Source organism: Paractinoplanes deccanensis (assembly GCF_016862115.1).
GTDB lineage: Bacteria > Actinomycetota > Actinomycetes > Mycobacteriales > Micromonosporaceae > Actinoplanes > Actinoplanes deccanensis.
The window spans coordinates 1-25,766 of record NZ_BOMI01000189.1 but is presented as its reverse complement, the minus strand read 5'-3'; the positions used below and the strand labels follow the sequence as shown (position 1 = coordinate 25,766).

Below are 25,766 nucleotides of genomic sequence, written 5' to 3'. Positions count from 1 at the left end.
GGTGACGGACCAGCAGGACCAGCTCGAGGCGTTCCGCGACCTGCTGCGCATCCCGACCGTCTCGAGCCGCGAGGCCGGCCGCTGGGACGACGACGCGTTCGCGGCCTTCCACGACGCGCTGCGCCGGCACTTCCCGCTGCTGCACGAGCGACTCGAGCGCATCCCGATCGGCACGCACGCCGTGCTCTTCCACTGGCGCGGCGCCTCCGCCGACCGTCCCGTGGTGCTGATGGCCCACATCGACGTGGTGCCGGTCGAGGGCGATTGGCGGCATCCGCCGTTCGGCGCCGTGGTCGAGGACGGCGTTGTCTGGGGCCGGGGCACCCTCGACTGCAAGGCCAGCCTCACCGCGATCTGCCAGGCGGTCGAGGACCTGCTCGCCGGCGGGCACACGCCCGCGCAGGACGTGTGGCTCTCGTTCGGCTGCGACGAGGAGATCGCCGGTGTCACGGCCGCCCTCGCGGTCGACGAGCTGCGCAAGCGGGACGTGCGGCCGTGGTTCGTGCTCGACGAGGGCGGTGCCATCGCTCACGAGGTGCTGCCGGGCGTGCAGGTGCCCATGGCCGCGATCGGCGTGACCGAGAAGGGCGTCGCCTCGATCGAGCTCAGCGTCGAGGGCCGCGGCGGGCACGCGTCGACTCCCGCACCGATGGGCCCGACCGCCCGGCTGGCCCGGGCCATCACCCGGCTCGACCGCTCGCCGATGCGCGCCACCATGCCGGACGCGGCGGTGGAGTTCCTGCGCCGCGCCGCCCCGCACGCGACCGGGCCGGTCGGGGTCGCGCTGCGGGTCGCGGTGCGGTCCCGCCCGCTGCTCACCCGGCTGCTGCTGGCGGCCGGCCCCGAGGCGGCGGCGATGGTCCGTACGACGTTCGCGGTGACCACGCTGAGCGGCTCGCCCGCGCTCAACGTGGTCGCCTCGAACGCCACCGCGGGCGTCAACATCCGGATCCTGGTCGGCGACACGATGGCCGGCGCGATCGCCCACGTCCGCAGGGTGATCCGCGACGACAAGGTGCGCGTCACCGTGGTGCACGACGGCGAGCCGTCACCGGAGTCGCCGCTCGACGACGCGTTCGAGCTGATCGAGGCGGTCACGGCCGAGCATTTCCCGAGGGCGGTCACCACGCCGTACGTGATGATGGCCGCCACCGACGCCCGGCGCTTCACCGAGATCTGCGAGCGTGTCTACCGCTTCACGCCGTTCGAGATGACCAAGAAGCAGCGCGAGGCGATCCACTCGTACGACGAGCACATCACGGTCGGCGCCTACCTGGCCGGCATCACGTGGTACCGGTCGCTGGTGGAGCGACTGCCCGCCGGGCCGCGGTGACAAAGGCCGCGACCTCCCGCGACCGGCTGCTCTCCGGCCACGCCAGCACGAGGGTCGCGGGTGCGGCGTCGAGCACCGGCCGGTAGGTGACGCCCCGGGCCGGTCGCTGCGCCGCCGACTCGGTGACCAGCGCGACGGCCCGCCCCAGCGCCACCAGCTGCATCAACTCCGCCACGTCCCCCACCACGGGGCCGGGCTCGCGGTGAGCGGCTTCGGGAAACTGCGGCACGGGTACGCCGGCCAGATCGGCCAGCCGCAAGGCGTCGCGCGCGGCCAGCGGGTGGGTGTCGGCGATCGCGAGCACGCGGCGCTCGACGGCGAGCTCCTCGGTGGCGAGCCCGCGCAGGTCGTTCTGCGGGTGGTGCAGCAGCCCGACGTCGGCGCGGCCGTCCCGCAGCATCGCCGCGCGGTCGCCCAACGAGAAGGCCAACTCGACCGGCAGGGCATCGGGCCTTTCCTCGTACGAGGCCAGGATGCGCGGCAGCAGTCCCGCGTCCCCACCCGGCTTCATCGCCAGCACCAGGCGCGCCCGCGGACCGGCCCGCTGCGCCCGGCGCGTGGCGGCCGCCACCGCGTCGAGCGCCGTCCGCCCCTCGGCCAGCAGCACCTCGCCCGCCGGGGTCAGCCGGCTGCCGTGACTCGTACGGTCGAGAAGCGCGACGCCGAGACGATGCTCGAGCCGGCGGATGGCCCGCGACAGCGGCGGCTGCGCGATCCCCAGCCGCTCGGCCGCCCGCCCGAAGTGCAGCTCCTCGGCCACGGCGACGAAGTACCGCAGCTCCCGGGTCTCGACGTCCTCCATACCCGCAGGGTATCGCCCGCGTACCCGATCGATCTTGGCTCACGCCGCCGCCCGGTGGTCCGATGGAGCCATGGCAGACACGAAGATCGCCCTGGTCACGGGCGCGAGCCGGGGCATCGGGCAGGCAATCGCCGCGGCCCTCACCGCACAAGGAATGACCGTCGTCGCGGCCACCCGCGCCGACCTGGACGTCACCGACGACGCCTCGGTCGGCCGGGCGGCGGCCGACGTGACGAACCGCTACGGCCGCCTCGACGTCCTGGTCAACAACGCCGGCATCTCCGGCGGCCAGGCCGGCCAATCCCCCGGTGCCGTCGACCTGGCGGTGGTCCGGGCCGTCTACGAGACCAACCTCTTCGGCGTCCTGCGCGTCACCGAGGCGTTCCTCCCGCTGCTGCGCCGGTCACCCGACCCCCGCATCATCAACATCTCCAGCGGTACGGCGTCCCTGCACTGGAACACCGACCCGGCGCACGCTTTCGCAGCCGGCGGCACCCCGGTCGCCTACCCCACCTCGAAGGCCGCCCTCAACATGCTGACGGTGCAGTACGCCAAGGCCCTGCCCGACTTCTCGGTCAACGCCGTGGCCCCCGGCGCGTGCGGCACCGACTTCGCCAAGGACCTGGGCCTGTCCCTCGACCGCACCGCCGCCGAGGGCGCCGCCATCGCCGTCCGCCTGGCCACCATGGACAATCCGCCGACGGGCGCCTTCCTCCAGGACGACGGCCCGGTCCCGTGGTGAGTCGATCGCCGTCCACGGGGTAACCCCGCACGCATGACTGATCCGAACGACGACCTGTCCAGCATCGCCGACCCGGGCTCGATGAACCCCGACACGATGACCGAGCCCGACAACGGCAACCCCGGCGACCTCACCCACGACGAGGCGGACCGCGCCCGCTCGCAGCCCGGCGTGCCGGGCCAGGCCCCGGACAGCCCGGCCACCCAGGGCAGCCCGATCGGCCCGCCCGACTGAGCCCGCCCGCCCCGGCGAGACCCTCGGCGGTCAGATCCGCGCGCGGACCTCGTCGGGAACAGGGTCGGGGAAGCGCGGCGTGGTCTCCGCGATCTCTTCGACCGCCTCTTCGCCGATCACCTGTGCGATCGCGTCCCAGAGCTCGACGCGCGCCCGGGAAAGACGCGGCCCGACGGACCATTCGGTGATGAACTGGTCAACGGTGTGAGCATCGGCGTCTCCGCCGGCCATCCGGGAGCCGATTCGGTCCAGCGAGACGACGATGCTCTCCAGAAGCCGGGCGGTTTGAACAGCCTGGCCGAGCGGGAGCGAGACGCAGCGGCCGACGTCGTCGGTGTTCACGATGGCAGGAGATCACATCGCGCCCGGTCCGCGCGAGCTGAGTGCCGGCCGGGCGGCTTCGAGCCGTCCGGCCGCGTTCAGCATCGCCGGCAAGGGCTCCTTCGCCGACAACGACCAGTTTCAGGGAGTCCTCGACGAGGTGTGGGTGGAGATCGGCTGACGCCCTATCTGATGAAGCAGGCGAGGCGGCGAGCCGGCGCGAGAGGCGGGTGCGGAACACCGCGCGTACGTCGTCGAGGTTGACGACCAGCCGGGCCAGCCCGCGCGGTTCCAGCCCGAGGCGCACCAGATTGACGGGTGGCCGCAGCATCCGGTGCCACGCGCGCGAAGAACGGGTCGACGGCACGGTTGGTCATCACGATGTTCCACCGGCGGTCGAAGACCAGCAGCCGGTTGCGTTCCCGTAGCGGCACGTGCAGGTGGCCCGCCAGTCGCAATCATGGCGGCGCTTGGGCGGCGTCAGCTCAACCCAAAGCGCATGGCTCGCCGCGGTGCGGGCCGCCCTCGTGCCGCTCGCCGGCATGCGGGTCGAGATCGGCCACGTGCTGGCCGACGGCGCGCACGTGGTCGTGCACACGCGGCGGCGGCTGCCCGGCGCCGGACCGGAGATCGAGGTCGTCGACATCTGGTGCGTCGAGGACGGGCTGATCGCCGAGGGCGGGGAGCTCATCGAGCCGGTGGCACAGGCGACCGCCAACCTGGCGTGGTGGGAGGGAGAGCGGCCCGAGCCCGGCTCTGCGATGATCCGGCGATGACCTCATATGTGTCGCACACCACTGTGGACTGCTCGGACGCCTATGCGCTGTCTCGCTGGTGGGAGGAGGTCCTCGGCTACAGCCAGGACCCCGACGATCCGAACGAGCCCGGTCACGAGGAGTGCCTGATCTTCTCGGCCGATCGGGGGCACCGGCTGCTCTTCATCGAGGTGCCGGAGGGGAAGCAGGGCAAGAACCGGATTCACTTCGACCTGCGGCCGGCCGACGGCACGCGGGATGCGGAGCTTGCCCGCCTGCTCGGTCTCGGCGCGACGGTGGTGGACGACCGCCGCAAGGTGGACGGCACGGGGTGGGTGGTGCTGGCCGATCCGGAGGGCAACGAGTTCTGCATCTTGCGCAGTGACGCGGAGATCGCTTCAGCGCGCGGGTGACGGCGCGAACCAGGGTGCGGCCCCGGGGTCGAGGGCTGTCGCGAGGCAGCGGGCCTGGTGGGGCGGGAGCGGCGGGACCTCGGCCGGGTCGAACCAGCCGACCTCCACCGCCAGCAGCCGTTCGGCGACGACCTCGACGCCGGTCTCCTCCCGGACCTCGCGGACGGCGCCGGCGGCGGGCTGCTCGCCGGGGTCGAGGCAGCCCGTGGTCAGGGCCCAGTCGTGGGTGTCCGAGCGGCGGACCAGGAGCACACGGCCGCGCTCGTCGAGCACGACCGCGATGACGCCGGGGAGCGGCAGCGGGTCGTGCCCGATTTTCGAGCGCAGGGCGAGGACGAAGTCGGGGATCGGCATGACGGCACCGTAGGGGGTGCCGGCAATCAGTCGGGGACGTTGCGCCGGCGGAAGCCGGTCAGGCCGGCGGCGGTGAGCACCGCGGCGACGGCGACCAGGGCCACGAGCGGGGTCGCCGCCACCGTGCCGCCGGGCAGGTGGGGGATGTGGGTGAAGGGGGAGAGGTCGAGCAGCCACTGGTCGAGCTGGAGGGTCTGGCCGACCAGAAGGATCAGCAGGCACAGCGCGGGGGCGCCCCACGCCGCGGCGGAGAGCCGGGGAGCGAGGCCGAACAGCAGGAACGCCACGGCGGCCAGGACCCACACCGCGGGCAGCTGGATCAGCGTGCTCGCGAGGATGGCCCCGAGGTCGCCGTCGGTGTAGGTGAGGCCGGCGGTCAGGCCCTCGGCCAGCAGAGCCACGGCCGGGCCGAGCAGGGCGAAGAGCAGGTGGGAGGCGGCCCAGGCGGGGCGGGAGACCGCGGTGGCGAGCAGCGGCTCGGCGTGGCCGGACTGCTCCTCGTCGCGCAGGCGCAGGGCGGCCTGCACGGCGTAGCAGGAGGCGATCAGGCCGACGAGCCCGGCGATGCCGGCGAAGTAGTTGTCGACCAGGCTGGTGGTGCCGCCGAGGCGGGCGAAGATGTCGCCGAGGCCGTCGTTGTCCTCGATGAGGTCGACGACGCTGCCGCCCACGCCGCCGAAGATCAGGCCGAGCAGGGCGAAGCCGACGGTCCAGCCGAGCAGCGGACCGCGGTGCAGGCGCCAGGCCAGTGCCGGCGGCGTAGCCATCGGGGAAGTGGCCGGGCCGAGCCGGGCGGGGAACAGGCCGGCGCCGAAGTCGCGGCGGGCGAGCAGGACAGCGGCGACCGCGCCCACCGCGAGGACGAACACCAGGGTGAGCAGGGCGGGCCACCAGTCGTTCGCGCCGTACGGGAAGATGTGCTGCACCCAGCCGATCGGGGACAGCCAGCTCAGCCACGAGACGGCGCCGTCGCCGAGCGCCGAGATGTCGCCCGCGAGCCGCAGCGCGTAGGCGGCGCCGAGCGCGACGACGGCGATCGTGCGCGCGCTGCGGGCGCTCGGCGTGAGCTGCGCGGCGACGGCTCCCACGGCGGCGAAGGCGCAGCCGCTGAGCGCCATCTCGGCGCCGAAGGCGAGCGAGCCCTCGGCCGGCATGTCCTGGGCGATCATGGCCGCGGTCAGCAGGGCGCCGAGCACCAGGCTCGCCACGCACGTCGTGATCAGCGCCGCGGCGAGCTGGGCGTGCCGGCCGACGGCGCCCGCCGCCACCAGTTCGGTGCGGCCGGCCTCCTCGTCGGCGCGGGTGTGCCGGATGACTGTGAGCGCCGCGAAGAGGCCGGCCAGCACCGGGAGGAAGCCCGCGCGCCAGGCCACCAGCTCGCCCAGGGACGAGCCCTTCAGCAGCCCGTACAGGGCGACGAACCCGGCGTTCGAGGCGCTCACGGAGGCGTACTCGATGCGATCTTGAAGGGTGGGGAACAGGCCCTCGAAGGAGGCCACGTAGCCGGCGGGCACGAGCGCGAGCACGATCACCCAGAGCGGCAGGACGACGCGGTCGCGGCGCAGGAGGAGCCGGACGAGCCGGCCGGTCCCGGTCACGAGCCCGGCCGCTGGTATTGCCGGAGGAACAGCTCCTCCAGCGACGGCGGCTGGCTGACCAGCGACGTCACCCCGACCTTGACCAGCGTCTGCAGCGCCGGGGCGAGGGCGTCGGCGTCGACGTCGAAGCGCACCCGGCCGTTGTCGAGGCTGAAGTCGTGCACGCCGGCCAGGGTGGCGAGCCCGTCGGGCGGCCCGGCCAGGTCGGCCTGGATCGAGGTGCGGGTGAGATGGCGCAGATCGGCGAGGGTGCCGGTCTCGACCGTGCGGCCGTCGCGGATGATGGTGAGCCGGTCGCAGAGCTTCTCGACCTCGGCGAGGATGTGGCTGGAGAGCAGCACCGTGCGGTCGCCGCGCCGCTTCTCCTCGAGGATGACCTCGCTGAACGCCTCCTCCATCAGCGGGTCCAGCCCGGAGGTCGGCTCGTCGAGGATCAGCAGCTCGACGTCGGAGGCGAGCGCTGCGACCAGCGCCACCTTTTGCCGGTTGCCCTTCGAATAGGTGCGGCCCTTCTTGCGCGGGTCGAGCTCGAATCGATCGAGGAGCTCGGCGCGGCGCCGGGCGTCGAGCCCGCCGCGCAGCCGGCCGAGCAGGTCGATCACCTCGCCGCCGGTCAGGTTGGGCCAGAGGGTGACATCGCCCGGCACGTACGCGAGGCGCTTGTGCAGCTCGGTCGCCGAGCCCCACGGGTCGCCGCCGAGCAGGCGCACGCTGCCCCCGTCGTGCCGCATGAGGCCGAGCAGCACGCGGATGGTGGTGGTCTTGCCGGCGCCGTTCGGGCCGAGGAACCCGTGCACCTCGCCGGTGTCGACGTGCAGGTCGAGCCCGTCGAGGGCGGTGACCTTGCCGAACCGCTTGATCAGCCCGGTGGCCTCGATGGCCTGCGTCATGGCTGGACCTCCCCGAAGATCTTGTCGAGCTGGGCCCGCGCCTGATCGGCCTGGACCGGGGTGATGAGGGGCTGGGAGAACAGGTCGAGGGACGCGTCCAGCACCCGCCGCCAGCCCTCCACCGACCCGACGTCGGTGCCGGCGGCCCGCGACAGCAGGTCGCGCATGGTGAACATCGACATTTTCATGACGGTCAGCAGGCCGACGAACGCGCGCGGGTCGGACACCTTGAGGTCGGTCCGGGCGAGCCACTCCTCGCCGTAGTCGATGATGCGGTCGAACATGGCGGTGCCGGCCGGCGAGCCGTCCATGGTGGAGCGCATGAAATAGCGCTGGAGCAGGAGAATCTTCGGCGTCAGCCGGTCGAGCGAGCGGAACTCGGTGAAGTGCGCGTTCACCTGGAGGAGCTCGCTGAGCGCGTGCTCGTCGCAGGCGTCGCGCAGGCCCTCCTTGGAGCCGAAGTGGTGGCGCAGCAGGCCGGAGGAGACCCCGGCCGCCTGCGCGATGTCGCGGATGGTGGCGCCCTCGATGCCGCGCTCGGCGAAGAGCTCGATGGCGGCGTCGCGGATACGCGCTCGTGCGGTCAGATCGTTACTCACGTGTGTAGGTTACTGCACAAGTGTGTAGCGCGACTAGCGTCTATTTCACTTCCGGTCGGGCAGCAGGCGCTCCTCGTGGTCGAGCTCGCGCTCCAGGATCCGCAGGCTCTCGTCGTTCAGGTTGCCGGCGTCGCGCCATCGCAGCAGCTCCTCGCGCTGCGCCTCGATCACCTTGCGCCGGACCATGAGCGCCGCCTCGTACTCCGGCGAGGTCGGCACCTCGTCGGAGTCGGACTTCTCCAGCAGGTCGAGCCGCCGGCTGTAGCGCTCGAGCCGGACCTCCAGCTGCTTGCGCATGTGCCCGATCGCCCGGTCCTCGACGTGGTCGTGCTGCTCCTCCTGGATGTCGTCGAGCCGGTCGAGGGCGGCACGCACCGACGCGGCCCGGGCCTCGTTGCGCTCCCGTGCCAGGTCGGCGTGGTTGGCGCGCAGGCCCAGCATGCGCACCAGCGGCGCGAAGGTCAGACCCTGGCCGAGCAGCGTCACCAGCACCACCACCAGCGCGCAGAAGTGCAGCAGGTCGCGGTGGGGCACCGACGCGGGCAGCGTGAAGATGGCCGCCAGGCTGATCACGCCGCGGGTGCCGGCCCAGCTCAGGGCGGTCACCTCGCGGCCGGTCAGCGCCCGCTCGCTGTGCTTGCCGTCGATGTCCTCGCCGCCCAGCCGGGCGTGCAGCGAGCGCGGCAGGAGCTGGGTGAGGATCAGCCACAGCGGGCGGACGATCAGCGTCACGCCGACGGTCACCGCCACCGCGGTCACGATCGTGGACATGTCGTAGTTGGCCAGCTCCCGGACCACGGCCGGCACCTGCTGGCCGATCAGCAGGAAGACGACGCCCTCGAGCAGGAAGTCGACGAGCCGCCAGACCGCGCTGGTCTGCAGGCGGCTGGCCGCGCCGCTGTAGCGCGGCGAGTCGTGCCCGATGATCAGGCCGGCCACCACCACGGCGAGCACACCGGAGACGTGCACCGACTCGGCCAGGATGTACGCCGCGAGCGGCGTGGCCAGCGAGAGCGCGTTCGCGGTCAGCGGGTCCTGCCGGATGTGGCGCAGCTGCCGCAGGAGGAAGGCGACCACGAGACCGGCGACCACACCGCCGATCGCCATCAGGAAGAACTGGCCGGCCGCCGACGGCACGGAGAAGTCGCCGCCCTCGGCGGCCGCGATGGCGACCGTGAGGATGGTCAGCGCTGTCGCGTCGTTGAGCAGGCCCTCGCCCTGGATCAGCGTGATGAGCTTGCCGGGCAGCCCGGCGCGGCGGCCGACCGCCAGCGCGGCGACCGGGTCGGGCGGTGCCACCGCGGCGCCCAGGGCGACACCGGCGGCCAGGGTCGCGCCGCTCACCCAGAGGTCGATGCCGTAGCCGATGAGCAGGGCGGTGACCAGCACCAGCAGCACGGAGAGGCTGATGACGGTGCGGATGTGGCGCCGGATGTCGAGCAGTGACGAGTCGAGAGCCGCGTTGTAGAGCAGGGGCGGGATCACGTACGTCATGACGAGCTCGGGCTCGAGCTCGACGTTGGGGCCCGGCAGCAGGGCGTATGTGATGCCCGCGATCGTCAGCAGGGCGGCGGCCGGGAGGCCCGTCTTCTCGGCGATCAGCCGGACGGCGACGATGAGCGCGACGCCGCCCAGGATCAGCAGAAGTGTGGTCTCGGCATGCACGTCGTTCATCTTTCCCGGCCAGGCCCGTGCTAAGGGCGCTGGCCGGGAAAGATGTGACGTCAGTACCGGTAGTGCTCGGGCTTGTACGGGCCGTCGACGTCGACGCCGAGGTACTCGGCCTGCTTCTTGGTGAGGGTCGTCAGCCGCACGCCGAGGGCGTCGAGGTGCAGGCGCGCCACCTTCTCGTCCAGGTGCTTCGGCAGCACGTACACCTGCTTGTCGTACTCACCCGGCTTGGTCCAGAGCTCGATCTGGGCCATCACCTGGTTGGTGAACGAGTTGGACATGACGAAGCTGGGGTGGCCGGTGGCGTTGCCCAGGTTCATCAGGCGGCCCTCGGAGAGCACGATCACCGAGTGGCCGTCCGGGAAGCGCCACTCGTGCACCTGCGGCTTGATCTCGACCTTCTCGACGCCCGGCACCTTGGCGAGGCCGGCCATGTCGATCTCGTCGTCGAAGTGGCCGACGTTGCCGACGATCGCGTTGTGCTTCATCGCCTGCAGGTGCTCGACCCGGATGATGTCCGTGCCGCCCGTGGTGGTGATGAAGACGTCCGCCTCGCCGACGACGTCCTCGAGGCGCGCGACCTGCATGCCGTCCATGGCCGCCTGGAGCGCGCAGATCGGGTCGATCTCGGTGACGATGACGCGGGCACCCTGGCCGCGCAGCGTCTCGGCCGCGCCCTTGCCGACGTCGCCGTAGCCGCAGACGACGGCGAGCTTGCCGCCCAGCATCACGTCGGTGGCCCGGTTGAGGCCGTCGACCAGCGAGTGGCGGATGCCGTACTTGTTGTCGAACTTGCTCTTGGTGACCGCGTCGTTGACGTTGATCGCCGGGAAGAGCAGCGTGCCCTCCTTGGCGAGCTTGTAGAGCCGCGCCACGCCGGTGGTCGTCTCCTCGGTGACACCGCGGATGTCGGCGGCGACCCGGGTGAACTTCTGCGGGTCGGCGGCGAGCGAGCCGCGCAGCGTCTCGAGGATGATGCGGTACTCGTGGTTGTCGTCCTCGGTCGCCTGCGGCACCGCGCCGGCCGCCTCGAACTCGGCGCCCTTGTGCACCAGCAGGGTGGCGTCGCCGCCGTCGTCCAGGATCATGTTGGGGCCCTGGCCGTTGCCGAAGTCGAACAGCCGCATGGTGGCCCACCAGTACTCGTCCAGCGTCTCGCCCTTCCAGGCGAAGACCGGGACGCCGGTGGGGGCGTCGACGGTGCCCGACGGGCCGACGACGACCGCGGCCGCCGCCTCGTCCTGCGTCGAGAAGATGTTGCAGGACACCCAGCGCACCTCGGCGCCGAGCGCGACCAGCGTCTCGATCAGCACGGCGGTCTGCACGGTCATGTGCAGCGAGCCGGCGATGCGCGCGCCGCGCAGCGGCTGGGACTCGCCGTACTCCTTGCGCAGCGCCATCAGGCCCGGCATCTCGTGCTCGGCCAGACGCAGCTGGTGACGGCCCGCCTCGGCCAGCGTGATGTCCGCGATCGCGAACTCGAGACCGTTGCGGCTCTGCAGTTTGTCACTCATGAAGAGGGTCTCCTCCCTCATCAGGAGGCGCCCTTGAGTCCAGGAACCCGTGCCGAGCGTGGCGGATCCGCTGCCGGTGGAGGCCAGTGGTCCGTCGCAGCGCCTCTCGGACGCGGGCTCCACAACTTTACCGAATGCCGGTCTGGCAGGGTAGGACTCATGCGGCTTCGCAACCAGCTTGCACTCGTCGTCACGGCGGTGGTCGCCCTCATCGTGGCCGTGGCCGGGCTGTTTGTCGTGGTCCGCATCGACAACCGCGACGCGGAGGCGCTCGACCGCGAGATCTCCGCGCGCGCCGACCGGGTGCGGGTCACCGCGTCGACCGACGGCACCTTCGCCTCGGACGGCTCTTTCGTGGCCCGGCTGGTCCGGGGCGGTCAGCTGGTCAAGCAGATCGGATCGCCGGCCGGCTTCCCGCTGCCGGTGCCCGAGGGCTACGCGACGGTGCGCGCCGGTGACGAGCAGTGGCGCTCGCTCGGCGAGACGCTGCCTTCCGGCGTACAACTCCAGGTTTTGATGAGTCAGCGCGACCTCGACGTGCAGCACCGCAGTAACGTGCGCATCGTGGTTCTGCTCGTGGTGCTCGCGGCCCTTCTCAGCGCGGCCGGTGTCTGGTTCGCGACGGGGTACATGCTGCGCCCGTTCCAGCGGCTGCTGACGTCGGCGCGAGAGCTCGACCCGGCCGACCCGTCGCAGCGCCTGCCCGAGGTGAGCAGCCCGCGCGAGGTGGCCGAGCTGACGTCGACGCTCAACGGGCTGCTCGACCGGGCGCGCGGCTCGGCTCCCTTGACCGAGCCGCCGCCCGTTTCGCCGCCGCCCGTTTCGCCGCCGCCCGTTTCGCCGCCGCCCGTTTCGCCGCCGCCCGTTTCGCCGCCGCCCGTTTCGCAGCCGCCCGTTTCGCAGCCGCCCGCTTTTGCCGCCGAGACCGTCGAGATCCCCAAGATCATCGTCAAGCAGGAGGGGCCCGACCTGAGCTCGCCGCTGGCGGGGCTCGGCGCCAACCTCGACGCCCTGCTCGACAACCCCGACATGCCTGCCACGCAGCGTCACCTCATCCTCGCCGCGATGGCCGACGAGCACCGCCGCATGGTCGCCCTGATCGCGGAGCAAGCTGACAAGTGACCAGTCCCGCAAGGGGTGGAACAAACATCAAAGACCTTCCATAAGACCTCAAAAACCCCTCATCCTGTACGGCGTGAAGCACCCGCACCGCATCCGCGAGATCGCCGAGCGCGCCGGCCTGAGTCAGGCGACAGTGGACCGCGTGCTGCACGACCGGGGCGGCGTACGGGAGAGCACCGCCCGCCGCGTCCACCGCGCCATCGCCGCCCTGGACCAGCGGGAACCGCCGTTCGAGCACACCGTCGCGATCGACGTCGTCGTGCCCCGGCAGCGCCAGGTGCGCGCCGCGCTCGCCGCCGAGTTGCCCGGCCTGCTGCCGATCGTGGTGCGTCCCCGCTTCGCCGCTGACCTCTCCCGGGTGGCGCGGTCGCGGGCGCGCGGGCTCATCCTCGACGCGCCGGACACCCCCGAGGTGGTCGAGGCGGTCGGCCGGCTCGACATCCCGGTGGTCACGCTCGGCTCCGACCTGCCGGCCAGCAAGCGGGTCGCCCACGTCGGCGGGGACGAGGCCGAGGCGGGCGCGACCGCCGCGTACCTGGTGGAGCAGTTGCTCGCCGACCGCGCCGGCGACGTGCTGATCGTGGGCGAGGCGGCCCGGGGCTTCCACGCGGAGATGCGGTCCCGCGCGCCGCACAGGCGGCTGCTCGCGGCCGGGACCGGCGAGGTACGGCAGGCGCTGGCCGCGAACCCCGCGGTGCGTGCCGTCTACTCCACGGCGGCGGGCGACGAGAACACCGCCGTGGTCGAGGCTTTCGCCGCCGAGCGCCGCAAGTACGACGTCTTCGTCGCGCACGATCTCGACGCGGCGAACACCGGCCTGCTGCGCCAGGGGAAGGTCTCCGCGGTGCTGCACCACGACGTGCGCGCCCAGCTGCGGCTGGCCTGCCGGGCGCTGCTGAAGGCCCTCGGCGTGCTGCCCGGCCCGGTCCGGGACGCCTCGTCGACGGTGCGGGTGACAACTCCGATGAACATTCCCGGCTGACGCTGTCCGATCGGGGGTGCCCCCGTTCGTCACCCTGGTGACAACGTTTCGCGAGGGAGTGACAGCGATGAAGTACATGATGTTCGTCTGCAGCGACACCGAGCCCGAGACCGACGAGTCGCGGGTGCCCGACATCGAGGTCTGGGTGGCCGACAACGACGCTTCCGGCCGCCGGGTCACCGGCAGCGTCCTCGCCCCGCCCACCGCGGCCACCACGGTGCGGGTGCGCGGCGGCGAGGTGCTGCTCACCGACGGCCCGTTCACCGAGACCAAGGAGGTGATCGTGGGCTTCGACATCCTGGAGTGCGCCGACCTGGACGAGGCGCTGGCCGTGGCCGCGGCACATCCGATGGCGTACAACGGCCGCATCGAGCTGCGCCCCTTTGCTGCCGAGATCTGATCGATGCAAGAGGTCGCCGAGGCCGCCAGGGACTCGTACACCCGGATCGTCGCGACCCTGATCCGGGTGACGGGCGACTGGACGCTGGCCGAGGACTGCGCGCAGGACGCGCTGACCGCCGCCCTGGAACGCTGGCCGCGCGACGGCGTGCCCGCGAACCCGGGCGGCTGGCTGACGACCGTCGCCCGCAACCGCGCCGTCGACGTGCTGCGGCGCGCCGCCGTGGAGGAGAGCAAGCTGCGCGAGGTGGCCATGCTGTGGGAGCCCGCACCACCCGACGACCGGCTACGCCTGATCTTCACGTGCTGCCATCCCGCGCTGTCGCTGGAGGCCCGCGTCGCGCTGACGCTGCGCACCGTCGCCGGTGTGCCCACCGCCGGCATAGCCCGGGCGTTCCTCGTCTCGGAGGCGACCATGACCCGCCGCCTCACCCGAGCCAAGTCGAAGATCGCGGCGGCGCGGATCCCGTACCGCGTGCCCGCCGGGGAAGCGCTCGCCGAGCGCCTGCCCGGCGTGCTGGCGGTGCTCTACCTGCTGTTCACCCGCGGCTACGACGCCGACGGCGAGCCGGCCTTCGCGGACGAGGCGATCCGGCTGGCCCGGCTCCTCGCCGCGCTGATGCCCGCCGAGCCGGAGGTGTCCGGGCTGCTCGCGCTGTGTCTGTTGCAGCACTCGCGGCGGGCCGCTCGCCGGGACGAGGCCGGGGAGCTGGTGCCGCTGGAGAGGCAGGACCGGGCCCGCTGGGATCACGCGGCGATCGAGGAGGCGGTGGAGATCCTGGCGCGGACGCCGGTCGAAGGGGCGTACGCGATCCAGGCGCACATAGCGGCCTGCCACGCGGGGGAGAGGACGGACTGGGTGCGGGCGGCGCGGTGGTACGACGAGCTGGCGCGGGTGCAGCCGACGCCGGTGGTGGAGCTGAACCGGGCGGTGGCGCACGGGTACGCCTACGGGCCGGAGGTGGGGCTGGGGATGCTGGCGAAGGTCGAGGGGGCGCCGGAGGGGTATGTGCTCGCGGTCGAGGGCGATCTGCGGGCGCGGGCGGGGGAGGAGGGGCGCGCCGCCGAGCTGTTTATGAGGGCGGCGGCCGCTGTCCCGGACGGCCCGGAGAGGCGCGCCCTGCTCAAGCGGGCCCAGCCCCCAGCGTCGCCGTGAAGCGGATCAGCCCCGCCTTCGCCGCCCCGTATTCGGGCGAGTCGTACGGCTCGGCGCCCAGCCCGGCCGAGGACGCGATGTTCAGCACCGCCCCGCCGCCCAGCGCCGCCATCGGTTCGAGGGCCAGCTGGGTGAGGTGCATCGGCCCGCCCAGGTTGAGCGAGAGCGTGCGCTGCCAGTCCGCGGCCGCCGCGGCCGGATATTGCGCTCCCGGTGTCCATCCGCCCGCGTTGTTGACCAGCACGTGGGGTCCGCCGGCGGCGGTGGCCAGGGCGATCAGCCGTTCGCGGTCGCCGGGTTCGGTCACGTCGCAGCGCACGGGGTGCCCGCCCCGGTGACGACGGCGACGGTCCCATCGAGATCCATGGCTGGACGTTACGCGGCCGCCAGCCGGTTGGTGGCGTCCAGCGCCTTCGTGGACCACCGCACCGCGTCCATGTACTCGCCGACCAGGTTGGCGTCCGCGGGCCCGCATTCGCCGTGCTCGTACGCGTCCACCGCCTGGAGCACCTGCCCCAGCGACCCCGTGCCGCTGGTCAGCGCCGCCGCCACCTGCGGATGCAGCGGGAACTGGTCGGCCATCGCGGCCGGCGGCATGCCCAGCACGCCCGCCACTCCCGTGATCACTCCGGCCATGAACGCCGCGTCGGACGGCGCCCCGAACGAGTGGGCCACGTTCTCGCAGAGCCTCGCCCGGGTCAGCACGTCGAGCATGTGCTCCTCCGTCGCGCCGCCGACCTCGTCGAGCACCATCAGCATCGCCCACTGCCGGATGTGCGGCAGGCCCACCATCACGACCGCCTGCTGCACCGAGGACACCCGGTTGGCGTGCCCGGCCGCCACCGAGTTGCTGGCCCGCAGCACGCGCAGGGACAGGGCCGGGTCGCTCGCGATGATCGAGACGATGCGGGGGAGGTCGGCGTCGGGTGCGCTGAGCGCCGAGACCAGTTCCAGGCGGCGCAGGCGGGAGGGGGACAGGCTCGCCACCGTCAGCACCTGGGGGTGGCTCAGGGCGTACCCCTGGCGCAGCTCCATGCCGTAGCGGTCGGCGATGGCGACTTGTTCCTGGGTCTCCAGGCGCTCCGCGACGATCTTGATATTCGGGTGTTCGCGGCAGGCGGCCACGATCTCGTCGAGGTTGCTCAGGTCGCCGTCGAGCAGGTCGAGTTTCACGTAGGAGGCGATGCCGAACAGCTGCTCGTGGCCCGAGCCCCAGACGAAGTCGTCCAGCGCGATCTTGTAGCCGGCCTCGGCGAGCCGGGTGATGCCGGCGACGACCTCGTCGTCCATCTCCACCGTCTCCAGCACCTCCAGCACCACCTGTGCCGGGCCGAACGGGAGGGCGAGCTGCCCGGTGAGGAACTCCCGGGTGAGGTTGATGAAGCAGAGGCGGTCGCCGGCCACCTCGCGGATGCCGAACTCGGTGAACGCGTTGACGATCACCGTGCTCGTTGCGTACGTGTCCTGGCGGCCTGCCGCGACCGCCGCCATGCTGCCGCGGAAGAGCAGTTCGTAGGCGAACACGTCGCCCTGCTCGTCGAAGATCGGCTGGCGCCCCACGTGAACGAGCTGGGTGCCTGCCGAGGAGGCCGTGGATGTCACACCGCTGCTATCGGCCGCTCGGCAGGCGACTTGAGATCTAGCTCAACCACCACGGACTGGAGTACGCGACGCCCCAGTCGTTGCAGGGGTGCCCGCTGGGGCCGGGTGACGCGTTCGCCTGGGTGGGGTCGGCGACCCGCAGGACCACCCAGGTGCCGTCCTCGCGGTCGAGCGGCACGGTGAACTGCGTGGTCACGCCGGCCGTCGTCTCGATCACGTCGACGACCTCGGGCGCGCGCGTGCCGGGGCGCAGCACCTGGAGGTGCAGCGGCTTGCCGGCCCATTCCGGGCCGCGGTCGAGGTCGACCGCGAAGCGCACGTCACCCTTGGTGAGGGGCAGGCTTCCGCCCATCTGTACGCCGTTCGCGACCGCGTCGAGCCGCAGCCCGCTGACGCGCGTGGCGAAGAAGCGCCGCGCCCGCATCGCCTCGAGCACGCCGTTGCGGGTGTTCTCGGCGACCCAGAGCCCGGTGCGGCCCTTGCCCTCCGGGTAGCCCCAGTCGGTGCCGTGCTCGTCGGTGACGCCGGTGAGCCCGGTGCGCCAGCCGGCGTTCAGGCACGCGTTGAGCGGCGAGCTCTGCCCGCTCGACCAGCCGTCGAAGAGGTAGTCGTCGCCCCGGTTGAACATCTCGAGGCCGACCATCTGCTGGGCCATGCTCGCGTCGTACGAGAAGTCGTTGAAGCGCAGCGCCTCGCGCCCGGGGTGGTTGAAGCCGCTGATGCCGGAGGTGCCGGTGATCCAGTCGTAGAGCCGGCCCATGCTGGACGAGCCGCCCAGGTCGGTGAAGCCGCCGGTGTACCAGACGTTGACGTGCCCGAGCAGCGGGTGGGACCACTCGAAGCCGCGGATGGCGGTGTAGACGCCCGGGGTGTTGGCCGCGTCGGCGAGCTGCCCGGTGCGGTTCCACTCGCTCGACGAGAGGCCGTTGATCGCGAAGAGCGTGGTGTGGTCGGTCAGCGCGGCCACGTCGAGGCCGGCCGAGCGCATCGACTCGAAGGCGAGGGCGGGGTCGCCGTCGCCGTCCGACATGAGGGTGTGGTTGTGCAGGTCGGCGTGGACGAGGGTGGTGCCCTGGGTGACGGCCGACGCACGGGCGGCGCCGGTGGCGCGCACCGGCGTGCCGTTGACGGCGACGCCCGTGGTGGCGGCCTGCGCGGTGCCGGGCGCGGCGGCGAGCACCAGCAGACCACCACTGGCGGCGAGGAGGGAGCGGCGGGTGAGCTCATCGGTCATGCCCGCAGCATCGCAAAGCAGTGACACATGTGCATGTATCGCTAATGAACGGTGAGCCACCACGGGCTGGAGTACGCGACGCCCCAGTCGTTGCAGGGGTGCCCGGCCGGGCCGGGTGAGTCGTTCTCCTGGCCGGGGTCCGAGACGCGCAGCAGCACCCAGTCGCCGTCCTCGGCGTCCAGCGGCACGGTGAACGTGGTGACCCGGCCGACCTCGGCGTCGATCACGTCGACCACCTCCGGCGCCCGGCTGCCGGGCCGCAGCACCTGCACCAGCAGCTCGCGGCCCTCCCAGTGGGTGCCGCGGTCGAGGTCGAGCTCGAACTTCACGTCACCCTTGGCGATGGGCAGGCGCCTTCCCATCCGTACGCCGTCGGCGCGCGCGTCCAGCCGCAGCCCGCTCACCCTGGTGGCGAAGAAGCGGCGCCGCCGCATCGCGGCCAGCACGCCGTCGCGGGTGTTCTCCTCGACCCAGATGCCGGTACGGCCCTTGCCCTCGTCCATGCCCCAGTCGCCGCCGTGCTCGTCGGTGACGCCCGTGATGCCCGTGCGCCAGCCCGCGTTGAGGCAGGCGTTCAGCGGCGAGCTCTGCAGCGGCCAGCCGTCGAAGAGGAAGTCGTCGCGGTTGTTGAACATCTCCAGGCCGACCATGTGGTGGCGCATCGACTCGTGGTACGCGAACTCGTCGAACCGCAGCACCTGACGCCCGGGATGGTTGAACCCGCTGACCCCGGCCCGCCCGGCGATCCAGTCGTAGAGTTTGTGCACGCTGCCGGTCACGCTGGGCTCGATGTAGTCGTCGGTGTACCAGACGTTGATGTGGCCCATCGCCGAGTCGGACCACTCGAAGCCGCGCAGCGCCGTGTAGACGCCGGGCTCGTTCGCCTTGTCGGCCAGCTCGCCGGTGCGGGCCCACTCCTTGTCGTTCAGCCCGCCGATGCCGAACAGCGTGGAGTGGTCGGTCAGCGCCGCCACGTCGAGCCCGGCCCAGCGCATCGAGTCGAACGCGGCCTCCGGGTCGCCGAAGCCGTCCGACATGAGGGTGTGGTTGTGCAGGTCGGCGTGGACCAGCCTGGTGCGGTGGCTGATCCGGGAGCGGCGGGCGGCGCCGCGGCTGCGGCGTTCGGCGTGCAGGCCGGTGGCCGTGGCCCGGGCGCTGCCCGGGGTGGCCGCGAGCATGAGCATCCCGCCGGCGGCGGCCAGCAGGGAGCGTCGGGCGAAATGGTGGTTATGGGGGTGTTCGTCCGATGACATGCGTGCAGCATGCCAAGACACGATCGACCCGCGCTCGGGTTCGCCCGTTCCCACGCCGCAGGTGATCACGCATCGCAAGAAGAGACTCGACTCATGCAAGCAATGAGCAATGTGCCGAAAAGAGCCGACAGGACCTTGTGGACTGCGTCACACCCGACCTAGGGTCACCGGCATCGCTCCCTCTCAGCAGAGAAGAGTCCGTCGATGTTCCTGGAACTGAGACGCGGCGGCTGGGCCATCGCAGCCGCCGCAGCCCTGGGCACCGTCCTCAGCGCAGGCGCCGCCCAAGCGGCTCCCGCGTCACCGGCTCCCGTGGTCACCCGCGCCGGCCTCGACCCCGCCCTCGTGGCCGGCCGCGGCGCCAGTGTCGCCTTCGTCGAGCAGGAGGCCGAGAAGGCCCGCACCACCGGCACCGTCATCGGCCCCGACCGCACGGCCTACACGCTGCCCGCCGAGGCGTCCGGCCGCTCCGCCGTGCGGCTCACCCCGGGTCAGTGGGTCGAGTTCACCCTGCCCAAGGCGGCCAACGCGATCACCGTCCGCTACAGCCTGCCGGACGCGCCGACCGGCGGCGGCATCACCGCGCCGCTGGCCGTACGAGCCGGCGGCCTCGCCCGCACGATGACGCTGACCTCGCGGTACTCGTGGCTCTACAACCAATATCAGTTCACCAACGACCCCAACGCCGACCTGCTGCACCCCGACTGGTGGATCACCGAGTGCGCCTGCGTGCCGGCCGCCACCACGCCGGCGCCGGCGATCGCCAAGCCGTTCCGGCCCATGCACTTCTACGACGAGCAGCGCCTCCTGCTCGGCAAGACCGTCAAGGCCGGCGAGCGGGTACGCCTGACCGCCTCGGACAAGGCCGCGTGGACCGTCATCGACCTGCTCGACTCCGAGCTGGTCGCCCCGCCGAAGGTCAGCCTCGTCGCGGCGAACGTCCTCGCCTTCGGCGCCGACCCGACCGGCCGTCGCGACTCCGCGCCCGCGTTCGACCGGGCCATCGCCTTCGCCCGCAAGGCCAAGCTCAAGGTGTACGTGCCGCCGGGCGTCTTCCAGGTCAACCGGCACCTCATCGTCGACGACGTGACGATCGAGGGCGCCGGCAACTGGTACACGATCATCAGGGGCCGCGAGGTCGCGCTGCCGGCACCCGCGCCGGACGGCTCGGTGCACACCGGCGTCGGCTTCTACGGCAAGGACGCGAAGGACGGCGGCAGCCGCAACGTGCACCTGTCCGGCTTCGCGATCGAGGGCGACGTCCGCGAGCGCATCGACACCGACCAGGTCAACGGCGTCGGCGGCGCGATGAGCGACTCGACGATCGACGGCCTCTACATCCACCACACCAAGGTGGGCCTCTGGTTCGACGGCCCGATGGCCAACACCAAGGTCACCAACAACATCATCGTCGACCAGATCGCCGACGGCCTGAACTTCCACACCGGCGTCACCGGCTCGCTGGTGCGCAACAACTTCGTCCGCAACACCGGCGACGACGCGCTGGCGATGTGGGCCGAGAAGGTGACGAACTCCGGCAACACGTTCGACCACAACACGGTGCAGACGCCGACGCTGGCCAACGGCATCGCCATCTACGGCGGCGACGACATCACGGTGTCGAACAACCTGGTCGCCGACCCGATCCGCGAGGGCAGCGCCATCCACGCCGGGTCGCGGTTCGGGGCCGAGCCGTTCACCGGCTCGCTGCGGATCACCGACAACACCACGGTGCGCGCCGGCACGTACGAGCTGAACTGGAACATCGGCCTGGGCGCCATCTGGCTGTACGCGCTGGAGCGCGACATCGACGCCGACATCCGGGTGACCGGCGACCACTTCCTGGACAGCACCTACAACGCGATCATGCTGGTCGCCGACTGGCCGGTGAAGGACCTCTACTCGATCACCAACGTCCACTTCAAGGACATCAGGGTCGACGGTACGGGTACGAGCGTGCTCAGCGCCCGCGTCGCCGGCGGCGCGACCTTCGAGAACGTGGACGCCCGCAACGTCGGCGCGGTCGGGGTCAACAACTGCGGCACGTTCCACTTCACGCCGGCGGGCTCGGAGTTCTCGCTGTCGGACCTCGGCGGCAACGACGGCGGCTGGCTGGCCCCGTGGATGCTGCCGAACACCATCACCTGCGACGATCGCCCGCCGGTGGTGGCGCCACCGGCACCTTCTCCCTGGTAACACTTGGATCACCGCCCCGCTCGATCGATTCGGGCGGGGCGGTCTTTGCTTGGTAGCCTCGCCTCGAAGCCCGGACGGAGGAAGTTTTGAGTCAAACGTTGCTGGTCACCGGTGGTGCCGGATTTGTCGGGTCCGCTCTGATCAAGTCCCTGCTGACCGACTTCCCCGCGGCCACGATCGTGTCCCTCGACAATTACTTCACCGGCGTGCCGGAAAATCACGTCAACGATCCCCGGGTGACCTACCTCGACGGCTCGACCGTCGACCTCGCGAAGATCTGGGCCGAGCGCGGCCTGCCGCACCCCGAGATCGTCTTCCACCTCGGCGAATACTCGCGCATCGTCCAGTCGTTCGACGACCACGACCTGACCTGGGAGTTCAACCTCCACGGGACCAAGGAGGTGGTCAAGTTCGCCTCGGCCGCCGGCGCCAAGCTGATCTACGCGGGCTCGAGCTCGAAGTTCGGCAACGACGGCCAGGACGAAAACCTCAACCCGTACGCGTGGACCAAGGCCAAGAACATCGAGTACATCAAGAACTACGCGGACTGGTTCGGCCTCGACTACGCCATCACCTACTTCTACAACGTGTACGGCCCCGGCCAGATCACCAGCGGCAAGTACGCGACGGTGATCGGCATCTTCGAGGACCGCTACCTGCGCGGCGAGCCGCTGCCGGTGGTGTCGCCGGGCACGCAGACCCGCGACTTCACCCACATCGACGACATCGTGCGCGGCATCGTCCTGGTGGCCCAGAAGGGCAGCGGCGACGGATACCTGCTCGGCGCCGGCCGCGAATGGCCGATCATCGAGGTGGCGGAGATGTTCGGCGCGCCGTACGAGCTGGTCCCGGCCCTGCGCGGCGAGCGCGTCCGCGGTCAGGCCGACAACACCAAGGCCGCCGAGCTGGGCTGGCGCCCCGAGCACCGGCTCGACACGTACATCGCCGCGTTCGTCGCCGCCCACCCGTTTAAGGATCGCTGATCGGGGAACGCGCGCCGCATGGATCAGCGGCGAACACCGGTTCTGGACGCGATTGAGCAGTTCCGGCGCAACGACCAGTACTCCTTCGCGCTCCCCGGCCACCGTTTCGGGCTCGGCATCGACGACCGCACCGCCTCGGTGCTCTCGCGCGGGGCCTTCGAAGCGGACGTCATCTTCGCGAAGAGCGCGGTCTCGGAGGCCGAGGACCTGTTCGCCGACGCGGTCGGCGCGAAGCAGGCGATCTTCACGACGTGCGGTTCGAGCATCTCGATCCACACGGCGATGCTGACCGTCACCGGCCCCGGCAGAAAGGTGCTGGTCGACCGCAACGTGCACAAGTCGGTGGTGGCCTCGCTGATCCTGGCCGGCGCCGAGCCGGTCTGGCTGCGCCCGCGCTGGGACGAGGAGAACCAGATCGCCCACCCGGCGAGCGCGGACGACGTCGCCGCGGCGCTGAAACGCGAACCGGACGTCTCCGCCGTCCTGATGATCACGCCGACCGAGTACGGCACGGGCGCCGACGTGCGCGGCATCGCCCGCATCTGCCACAAGCGCGGCATCCCGCTGCTGGTCGACGAGGCGTGGGGCGCCCACTTCCCGTTCCATCCCGATCTGCCCACCGCGGCGATCCAGGCGGGCGCGGACATCGTCATCCAGAGCCTGCACAAGGCCGACGGCGGCCTCAGCCAGGCATCGGTGATCCAGCTCTGCGGCGACCGGGTCAACCCCGTCGACCTGCGGCTGCGCCTCGATCTGATCACGACGACCAGCCCGTCCGCCCTGCTCTACGGCTCGATCGACGGCTTCCGCCGCCGCATGGTCGCCGACGGCCGGCAGCTGCTGGACGACGCCCTCCAGCGGGTCAACCACCTGCGCGCCCGGCTGTCCAAGCTGCCCAGCCTGGCGGTGATGGACGAGACGATCATCGGGCACGACAGCGTCGCCGAGTGGGACCCGATGAAGCTCTCCGTCGACGTCTCCGCCCTCGGCCTCACCGGCTATCAGGTCAAGGACTGGATGGAGCAGAACCACCGGCTGGCCGTGCAGCTCGGCGACTCCCGCCGGGTGATCTGCTCGCTGACCTACTCCGACACGGCGGTCGCCCTGGACCGGCTCGCCGTCGCCTTCGAGCAGCTGGTGGTGAACCCGCCCAAGCCCGACCGGCCCGCGCCGGACGTGCCCCCGCTGCACGAGCTCGACCTCGACCAGGTGATGAACCCGCGGGACGCGTTCTTCGCCGAGACCGAGCAGGTCGCCGACCCGGTCGGCCGCATCGCCGCCGAGATGATCAGCCCGTACCCGCCGGGCGTCCCGGCGATCCTGCCGGGCGAGCGCTTCAACGAGGCCGTGGTGCGCTACCTGCGGGCCGGGCTGGCGGCCGGCATGGTAATCCCCGACGCCGCCGATCCGGAATTGGCAACTTTTCGGGTCGTGCGAGACGGTCCTCACTAGAGCGGAACCGCCTCGCCGCAACACGGAGCGGGTAGCTCTAGGGACGTGCGACGTTCCCTCGTTTTCGTTCTGGCCGTGGCCTGCGGTCTCACCGTGGCCAACCTCTACTACTCGCAGCCCCTCCTCGACCTGATCGCCGGCTCGTTCCACGTGAGCCAGGGCGCGGCCACCGTCGTGGTGACCCTCACCCAGATCGGGTACGCGGCCGGGCTGCTCTTCCTGCTGCCCCTCGGCGACCTCGTCGAGAACCGCAAGCTGACCACGCGCATGCTGGCCGGAACGGCGCTCGCGCTGCTGCTGGCGGCGCTCTCCCCGGCGTACAGCATCTTTTTGATCGTCTCGGTCCTGGTCGGGGTGACCTCGGTGGTGGCGCAGATCCTGGTGCCGCTCGCGGCCCACCTGGCCCCGCCGGAGCAGCGCGGGGCGCTGGTGGGCAAGGTGATGAGCGGCCTGCTGCTCGGCATCCTGCTGGCCCGCACGTTCTCGAGCCTGGTCGCCGAGGTGTGGGGCTGGCGCGCGATCTACTTCATCTCGGCGGGCCTGATGGTGGTCCTCGCGCTGGTCCTGCGCCGCATGCTCCCGGTGCGTCCCGCGGACCACACGGCCGGCTACGGATCCCTGCTGCGCTCGGTCGGCACGCTGGTGCGCGAGGAGCCGGCCCTGCGCCGCCGAGCCCTGAGCCAGGCCACCATGTTCGGCGCGTTCACGGCCTTCTGGACGGCGATCGGCTACGAGCTCATCGACGAGCACGGCTTCAGCCAGGGTGCCATCGCGGTCTTCGCCCTGATCGGCGCGGGCGGCGCGCTGGCCGCCCCCGTAGCCGGCAAGCTGGCCGACCGGGGCCACGGCAAGGCGGCCAGCGGCGGGGCCCTCCTGCTCGCGGCCCTGATGCTCGTCCTCGCGGCGGTCGGCCACGGCAGCGTGATCGTGCTTGCGCTGGCAGGCATCCTGCTCGACTTCGCCGTCCAGGCCCACCAGGTGATGAGCCAGCACGAGATCTACGCGCTGCGCGAGAACGCCCGAGCCCGCATCAACACGGTCTTCATGACCACGGTGTTCTCGGGCGGCGCCATCGCCTCGGCCCTGACCGGCGCCCTGCACAACCGCTACGGCTGGACGGGCGCCTGCGTCCTCGGAGCCACCTTGGCCCTGATCGGCCTGGCCGTGTGGGCCACGGGCCTCCGCTCGACCCGCCACCCGGCCGCCGCCCAAGCCTGAGCCTCTTGCCGCCGTCCCCAGCCTCCTTGCCCCTCCCCGCCCCTCTGCAGCCCCAGCCCTCTGTCGCCCCAGCCCTCTGTCGCCCCAGCCCTCTGTCGCCTCCCAGTCCCCTTGACGCCCCCAACCCTTCACGTCACCTATTGATTTTCGATAGTTTTCGCGCGAAACTCGATGCATGTTCGAGCAGCGGGCCGTCGCGCCTCTCCGTGTCTTCCTCGCCCTCCTCTTCGCCGTGCTGATCTTCTTCCAGACCTTCTCCCTCCCGGGCCAGTTCGCGCACATGGCCCGGGAGGACCCTTCCGGCGCCTACCTCCGATGGCCCGCCACGATCGTCACGATCTTCTGGGTGCTCTGCGTCCAGGCCGTCCTCGTGGCGATCTGGAAACTGCTCACCATGGTCAAGAAGGACCGCATCTTCACCCCCGCGTCCCTGATCTGGGTAGACGTGATCCTCTACGCCATCGGCGCCGGCTGGGTGACCTTGGTAGGCGTCTTCCTCTTCGTAGGCTTCAAGGCCCAGGACCCCGGCCTGCCCCTGCTGCTCTTCCTCGCCACCGTCGGCGTCACCGTGATCGGCCTCTTGGTGGCCGTGCTGCGCGCCCTTCTGCGCCAGGCCACTACGCTGCGAACCGACATGGAAGCAGTCATCTGATGCCCATCGTGGTCCGCATAGACGTAGAACTGGCCAAACGCAAAATGAGCGTCGGCGAGTTCGCCGAAAAGGTAGGCCTGACCCCCGCCAACGTAGCCGTCCTCAAGAACGGCCGAGCGAAGGCAGTCCGCTTCAGCACCTTGGAAGCCATGTGCCGAGTCCTGGGCTGCCAGCCAGGCGACCTACTCGAATACACCGACGACGAATAGCCCCAAAGCCCGCCGCCGGTCGCGCCCCGAGCCGGCCCGGCCCCACTTCCGCGCCGGCGTGGCCTGCGCTGATGTTCGCGCT

Annotated in this window: 28 protein-coding genes; 16 read left to right on the top strand and 12 right to left on the bottom strand. The window is 71.4% G+C overall.

The features are described from left to right. The first annotated feature begins 1 nt into the window (after position 1). The gene (locus tag Ade02nite_RS44715) at positions 2 to 1,333 is read left to right on the top strand and encodes a M20/M25/M40 family metallo-hydrolase (protein ID WP_203777444.1); all 1,332 of its coding nucleotides are present in this window, start codon (positions 2 to 4) and stop codon (positions 1,331 to 1,333) included. On the opposite strand, the gene Ade02nite_RS44710 is transcribed toward Ade02nite_RS44715, so the two are convergent. Continuing rightward, the gene (locus tag Ade02nite_RS44710; RefSeq protein ID WP_203777442.1) at positions 1,284 to 2,135 is read right to left on the bottom strand and encodes a LysR family transcriptional regulator; all 852 of its coding nucleotides are present in this window, start codon (positions 2,133 to 2,135) and stop codon (positions 1,284 to 1,286) included. The genes Ade02nite_RS44715 and Ade02nite_RS44710 overlap by 50 nt on opposite strands. A gap of 70 nt (positions 2,136 to 2,205) precedes the next feature. On the opposite strand from Ade02nite_RS44710, the gene Ade02nite_RS44705 reads away from it, so the two are divergent. Together Ade02nite_RS44705 and Ade02nite_RS44700 are read left to right on the top strand one after the other, a co-directional pair. After that, complete coding sequence (locus Ade02nite_RS44705) at positions 2,206 to 2,877, top strand: SDR family NAD(P)-dependent oxidoreductase (RefSeq protein WP_203777440.1); 672 nt, start codon at positions 2,206 to 2,208, stop codon at positions 2,875 to 2,877. Positions 2,878 to 2,910: 33 nt separating this feature from the next. Further along, complete coding sequence (locus Ade02nite_RS44700) at positions 2,911 to 3,111, top strand: hypothetical protein (RefSeq protein WP_203777438.1); 201 nt, start codon at positions 2,911 to 2,913, stop codon at positions 3,109 to 3,111. A gap of 30 nt (positions 3,112 to 3,141) precedes the next feature. Here the strand turns inward: Ade02nite_RS44700 and Ade02nite_RS44695 are convergent, their stop codons facing one another. After that, positions 3,142 to 3,453, bottom strand: a complete 312-nt coding sequence (locus tag Ade02nite_RS44695; protein ID WP_203777436.1) for a hypothetical protein — start codon at positions 3,451 to 3,453, stop codon at positions 3,142 to 3,144. Position 3,454: 1 nt separating this feature from the next. Here Ade02nite_RS44695 and Ade02nite_RS50030 point away from each other — a divergent pair, with 1 nt between their 5' ends. The 3 genes from Ade02nite_RS50030 to Ade02nite_RS44680 all read left to right on the top strand — a co-directional run bounded on the left by Ade02nite_RS50030 (position 3,455) and on the right by Ade02nite_RS44680 (position 4,600). Then, positions 3,455 to 3,613 (top strand): hypothetical protein, encoded by a 159-nt coding sequence (locus tag Ade02nite_RS50030; RefSeq protein WP_239169514.1) that lies wholly within the window; start codon positions 3,455 to 3,457, stop codon positions 3,611 to 3,613. 253 nt (positions 3,614 to 3,866) lie between these two features. After that, positions 3,867 to 4,208 (top strand): nuclear transport factor 2 family protein, encoded by a 342-nt coding sequence (locus tag Ade02nite_RS44685; protein ID WP_203777434.1) that lies wholly within the window; start codon positions 3,867 to 3,869, stop codon positions 4,206 to 4,208. Beyond that, the gene (locus Ade02nite_RS44680; RefSeq protein ID WP_203777432.1) at positions 4,205 to 4,600 is read left to right on the top strand and encodes a VOC family protein; all 396 of its coding nucleotides are present in this window, start codon (positions 4,205 to 4,207) and stop codon (positions 4,598 to 4,600) included. Before Ade02nite_RS44685 ends, Ade02nite_RS44680 begins: the two co-directional genes overlap by 4 nt. Here Ade02nite_RS44680 and Ade02nite_RS44675 read toward each other — a convergent pair. From Ade02nite_RS44675 to ahcY, 6 genes are read right to left on the bottom strand one after another with little or no spacing between them, the layout of a single operon-like run. Further along, positions 4,586 to 4,954 carry an NUDIX domain-containing protein gene (locus tag Ade02nite_RS44675; RefSeq protein WP_203777430.1) on the bottom strand — a complete coding sequence of 123 codons (369 nt, stop codon included), beginning with the start codon at positions 4,952 to 4,954 and terminating at the stop codon, positions 4,586 to 4,588. The two genes, Ade02nite_RS44680 and Ade02nite_RS44675, sit on opposite strands and share 15 nt — an antisense overlap. A gap of 26 nt (positions 4,955 to 4,980) precedes the next feature. Then, positions 4,981 to 6,552 (bottom strand): ABC transporter permease, encoded by a 1,572-nt coding sequence (locus Ade02nite_RS44670; RefSeq protein ID WP_203777428.1) that lies wholly within the window; start codon positions 6,550 to 6,552, stop codon positions 4,981 to 4,983. Next, entirely contained in the window at positions 6,549 to 7,442 is an 894-nt protein-coding gene (locus Ade02nite_RS44665) for an ABC transporter ATP-binding protein (protein ID WP_203777426.1), read from the bottom strand. The genes Ade02nite_RS44670 and Ade02nite_RS44665 overlap by 4 nt, the downstream gene beginning before the upstream one ends. After that, positions 7,439 to 8,041 carry a TetR/AcrR family transcriptional regulator gene (locus Ade02nite_RS50540; RefSeq protein ID WP_203777424.1) on the bottom strand — a complete coding sequence of 201 codons (603 nt, stop codon included), beginning with the start codon at positions 8,039 to 8,041 and terminating at the stop codon, positions 7,439 to 7,441. Before Ade02nite_RS50540 ends, Ade02nite_RS44665 begins: the two co-directional genes overlap by 4 nt. Positions 8,042 to 8,086: 45 nt before the next feature. Further along, the gene (locus tag Ade02nite_RS44655; protein ID WP_203777422.1) at positions 8,087 to 9,715 is read right to left on the bottom strand and encodes a Na+/H+ antiporter; all 1,629 of its coding nucleotides are present in this window, start codon (positions 9,713 to 9,715) and stop codon (positions 8,087 to 8,089) included. Between the two features lie 50 nt (positions 9,716 to 9,765). Further along, on the bottom strand, positions 9,766 to 11,226 hold the full coding sequence (gene ahcY, locus Ade02nite_RS44650; protein ID WP_239169512.1) for an adenosylhomocysteinase: 1,461 nt from the start codon (positions 11,224 to 11,226) through the stop codon (positions 9,766 to 9,768). Positions 11,227 to 11,385: 159 nt separating this feature from the next. Between ahcY and Ade02nite_RS44645 the strand changes: the two genes are divergently transcribed. From Ade02nite_RS44645 to Ade02nite_RS44630, 4 genes are all read left to right on the top strand, one after another. After that, on the top strand, positions 11,386 to 12,348 hold the full coding sequence (locus tag Ade02nite_RS44645; protein WP_203777418.1) for a HAMP domain-containing protein: 963 nt from the start codon (positions 11,386 to 11,388) through the stop codon (positions 12,346 to 12,348). Between the two features lie 73 nt (positions 12,349 to 12,421). Then, on the top strand, positions 12,422 to 13,330 hold the full coding sequence (locus tag Ade02nite_RS44640; protein ID WP_203777416.1) for a LacI family DNA-binding transcriptional regulator: 909 nt from the start codon (positions 12,422 to 12,424) through the stop codon (positions 13,328 to 13,330). A 67-nt stretch (positions 13,331 to 13,397) separates the two neighbouring features. Continuing rightward, positions 13,398 to 13,730, top strand: coding sequence for a YciI family protein (locus Ade02nite_RS44635; protein WP_203777414.1), 333 nt, complete (start codon positions 13,398 to 13,400; stop codon positions 13,728 to 13,730). 3 nt (positions 13,731 to 13,733) lie between these two features. Then, positions 13,734 to 14,885, top strand: a complete 1,152-nt coding sequence (locus tag Ade02nite_RS44630; RefSeq protein ID WP_203777412.1) for an RNA polymerase sigma factor — start codon at positions 13,734 to 13,736, stop codon at positions 14,883 to 14,885. Here Ade02nite_RS44630 and Ade02nite_RS44625 read toward each other — a convergent pair. From Ade02nite_RS44625 to Ade02nite_RS44610, 4 genes are all read right to left on the bottom strand, one after another. Continuing rightward, entirely contained in the window at positions 14,854 to 15,192 is a 339-nt protein-coding gene (locus tag Ade02nite_RS44625) for an SDR family oxidoreductase (RefSeq protein ID WP_203777410.1), read from the bottom strand. The genes Ade02nite_RS44630 and Ade02nite_RS44625 overlap by 32 nt on opposite strands. A 68-nt stretch (positions 15,193 to 15,260) precedes the next feature. Continuing rightward, entirely contained in the window at positions 15,261 to 16,487 is a 1,227-nt protein-coding gene (locus Ade02nite_RS44620) for an EAL and HDOD domain-containing protein (RefSeq protein ID WP_203777408.1), read from the bottom strand. A gap of 37 nt (positions 16,488 to 16,524) precedes the next feature. Further along, the gene (locus tag Ade02nite_RS44615) at positions 16,525 to 17,721 is read right to left on the bottom strand and encodes a CehA/McbA family metallohydrolase (protein ID WP_203777406.1); all 1,197 of its coding nucleotides are present in this window, start codon (positions 17,719 to 17,721) and stop codon (positions 16,525 to 16,527) included. A gap of 41 nt (positions 17,722 to 17,762) precedes the next feature. Beyond that, positions 17,763 to 18,974 carry a CehA/McbA family metallohydrolase gene (locus Ade02nite_RS44610; RefSeq protein WP_203777404.1) on the bottom strand — a complete coding sequence of 404 codons (1,212 nt, stop codon included), beginning with the start codon at positions 18,972 to 18,974 and terminating at the stop codon, positions 17,763 to 17,765. A gap of 204 nt (positions 18,975 to 19,178) precedes the next feature. On the opposite strand from Ade02nite_RS44610, the gene Ade02nite_RS44605 reads away from it, so the two are divergent. The 6 genes from Ade02nite_RS44605 to Ade02nite_RS44580 all read left to right on the top strand — a co-directional run bounded on the left by Ade02nite_RS44605 (position 19,179) and on the right by Ade02nite_RS44580 (position 25,684). Continuing rightward, the gene (locus Ade02nite_RS44605) at positions 19,179 to 21,170 is read left to right on the top strand and encodes a glycosyl hydrolase family 28-related protein (protein ID WP_203777402.1); all 1,992 of its coding nucleotides are present in this window, start codon (positions 19,179 to 19,181) and stop codon (positions 21,168 to 21,170) included. An 86-nt stretch (positions 21,171 to 21,256) separates the two neighbouring features. Beyond that, positions 21,257 to 22,153, top strand: a complete 897-nt coding sequence (locus tag Ade02nite_RS44600) for an NAD-dependent epimerase/dehydratase family protein (protein WP_239169511.1) — start codon at positions 21,257 to 21,259, stop codon at positions 22,151 to 22,153. Between the two features lie 18 nt (positions 22,154 to 22,171). Then, on the top strand, positions 22,172 to 23,605 hold the full coding sequence (locus Ade02nite_RS50020) for an aminotransferase class I/II-fold pyridoxal phosphate-dependent enzyme (RefSeq protein WP_275409998.1): 1,434 nt from the start codon (positions 22,172 to 22,174) through the stop codon (positions 23,603 to 23,605). 45 nt (positions 23,606 to 23,650) lie between these two features. Next, positions 23,651 to 24,823, top strand: a complete 1,173-nt coding sequence (locus Ade02nite_RS44590; protein WP_239169510.1) for an MFS transporter — start codon at positions 23,651 to 23,653, stop codon at positions 24,821 to 24,823. Positions 24,824 to 24,998: 175 nt separating this feature from the next. Beyond that, a complete protein-coding gene (locus Ade02nite_RS44585; protein ID WP_203777400.1) occupies positions 24,999 to 25,475 on the top strand; it encodes a DUF2975 domain-containing protein in 477 nt (158 codons plus the stop codon). Next, the gene (locus tag Ade02nite_RS44580; protein ID WP_203777398.1) at positions 25,475 to 25,684 is read left to right on the top strand and encodes a helix-turn-helix domain-containing protein; all 210 of its coding nucleotides are present in this window, start codon (positions 25,475 to 25,477) and stop codon (positions 25,682 to 25,684) included. Before Ade02nite_RS44585 ends, Ade02nite_RS44580 begins: the two co-directional genes overlap by 1 nt. The last annotated feature ends 82 nt before the right edge of the window (positions 25,685 to 25,766 follow it).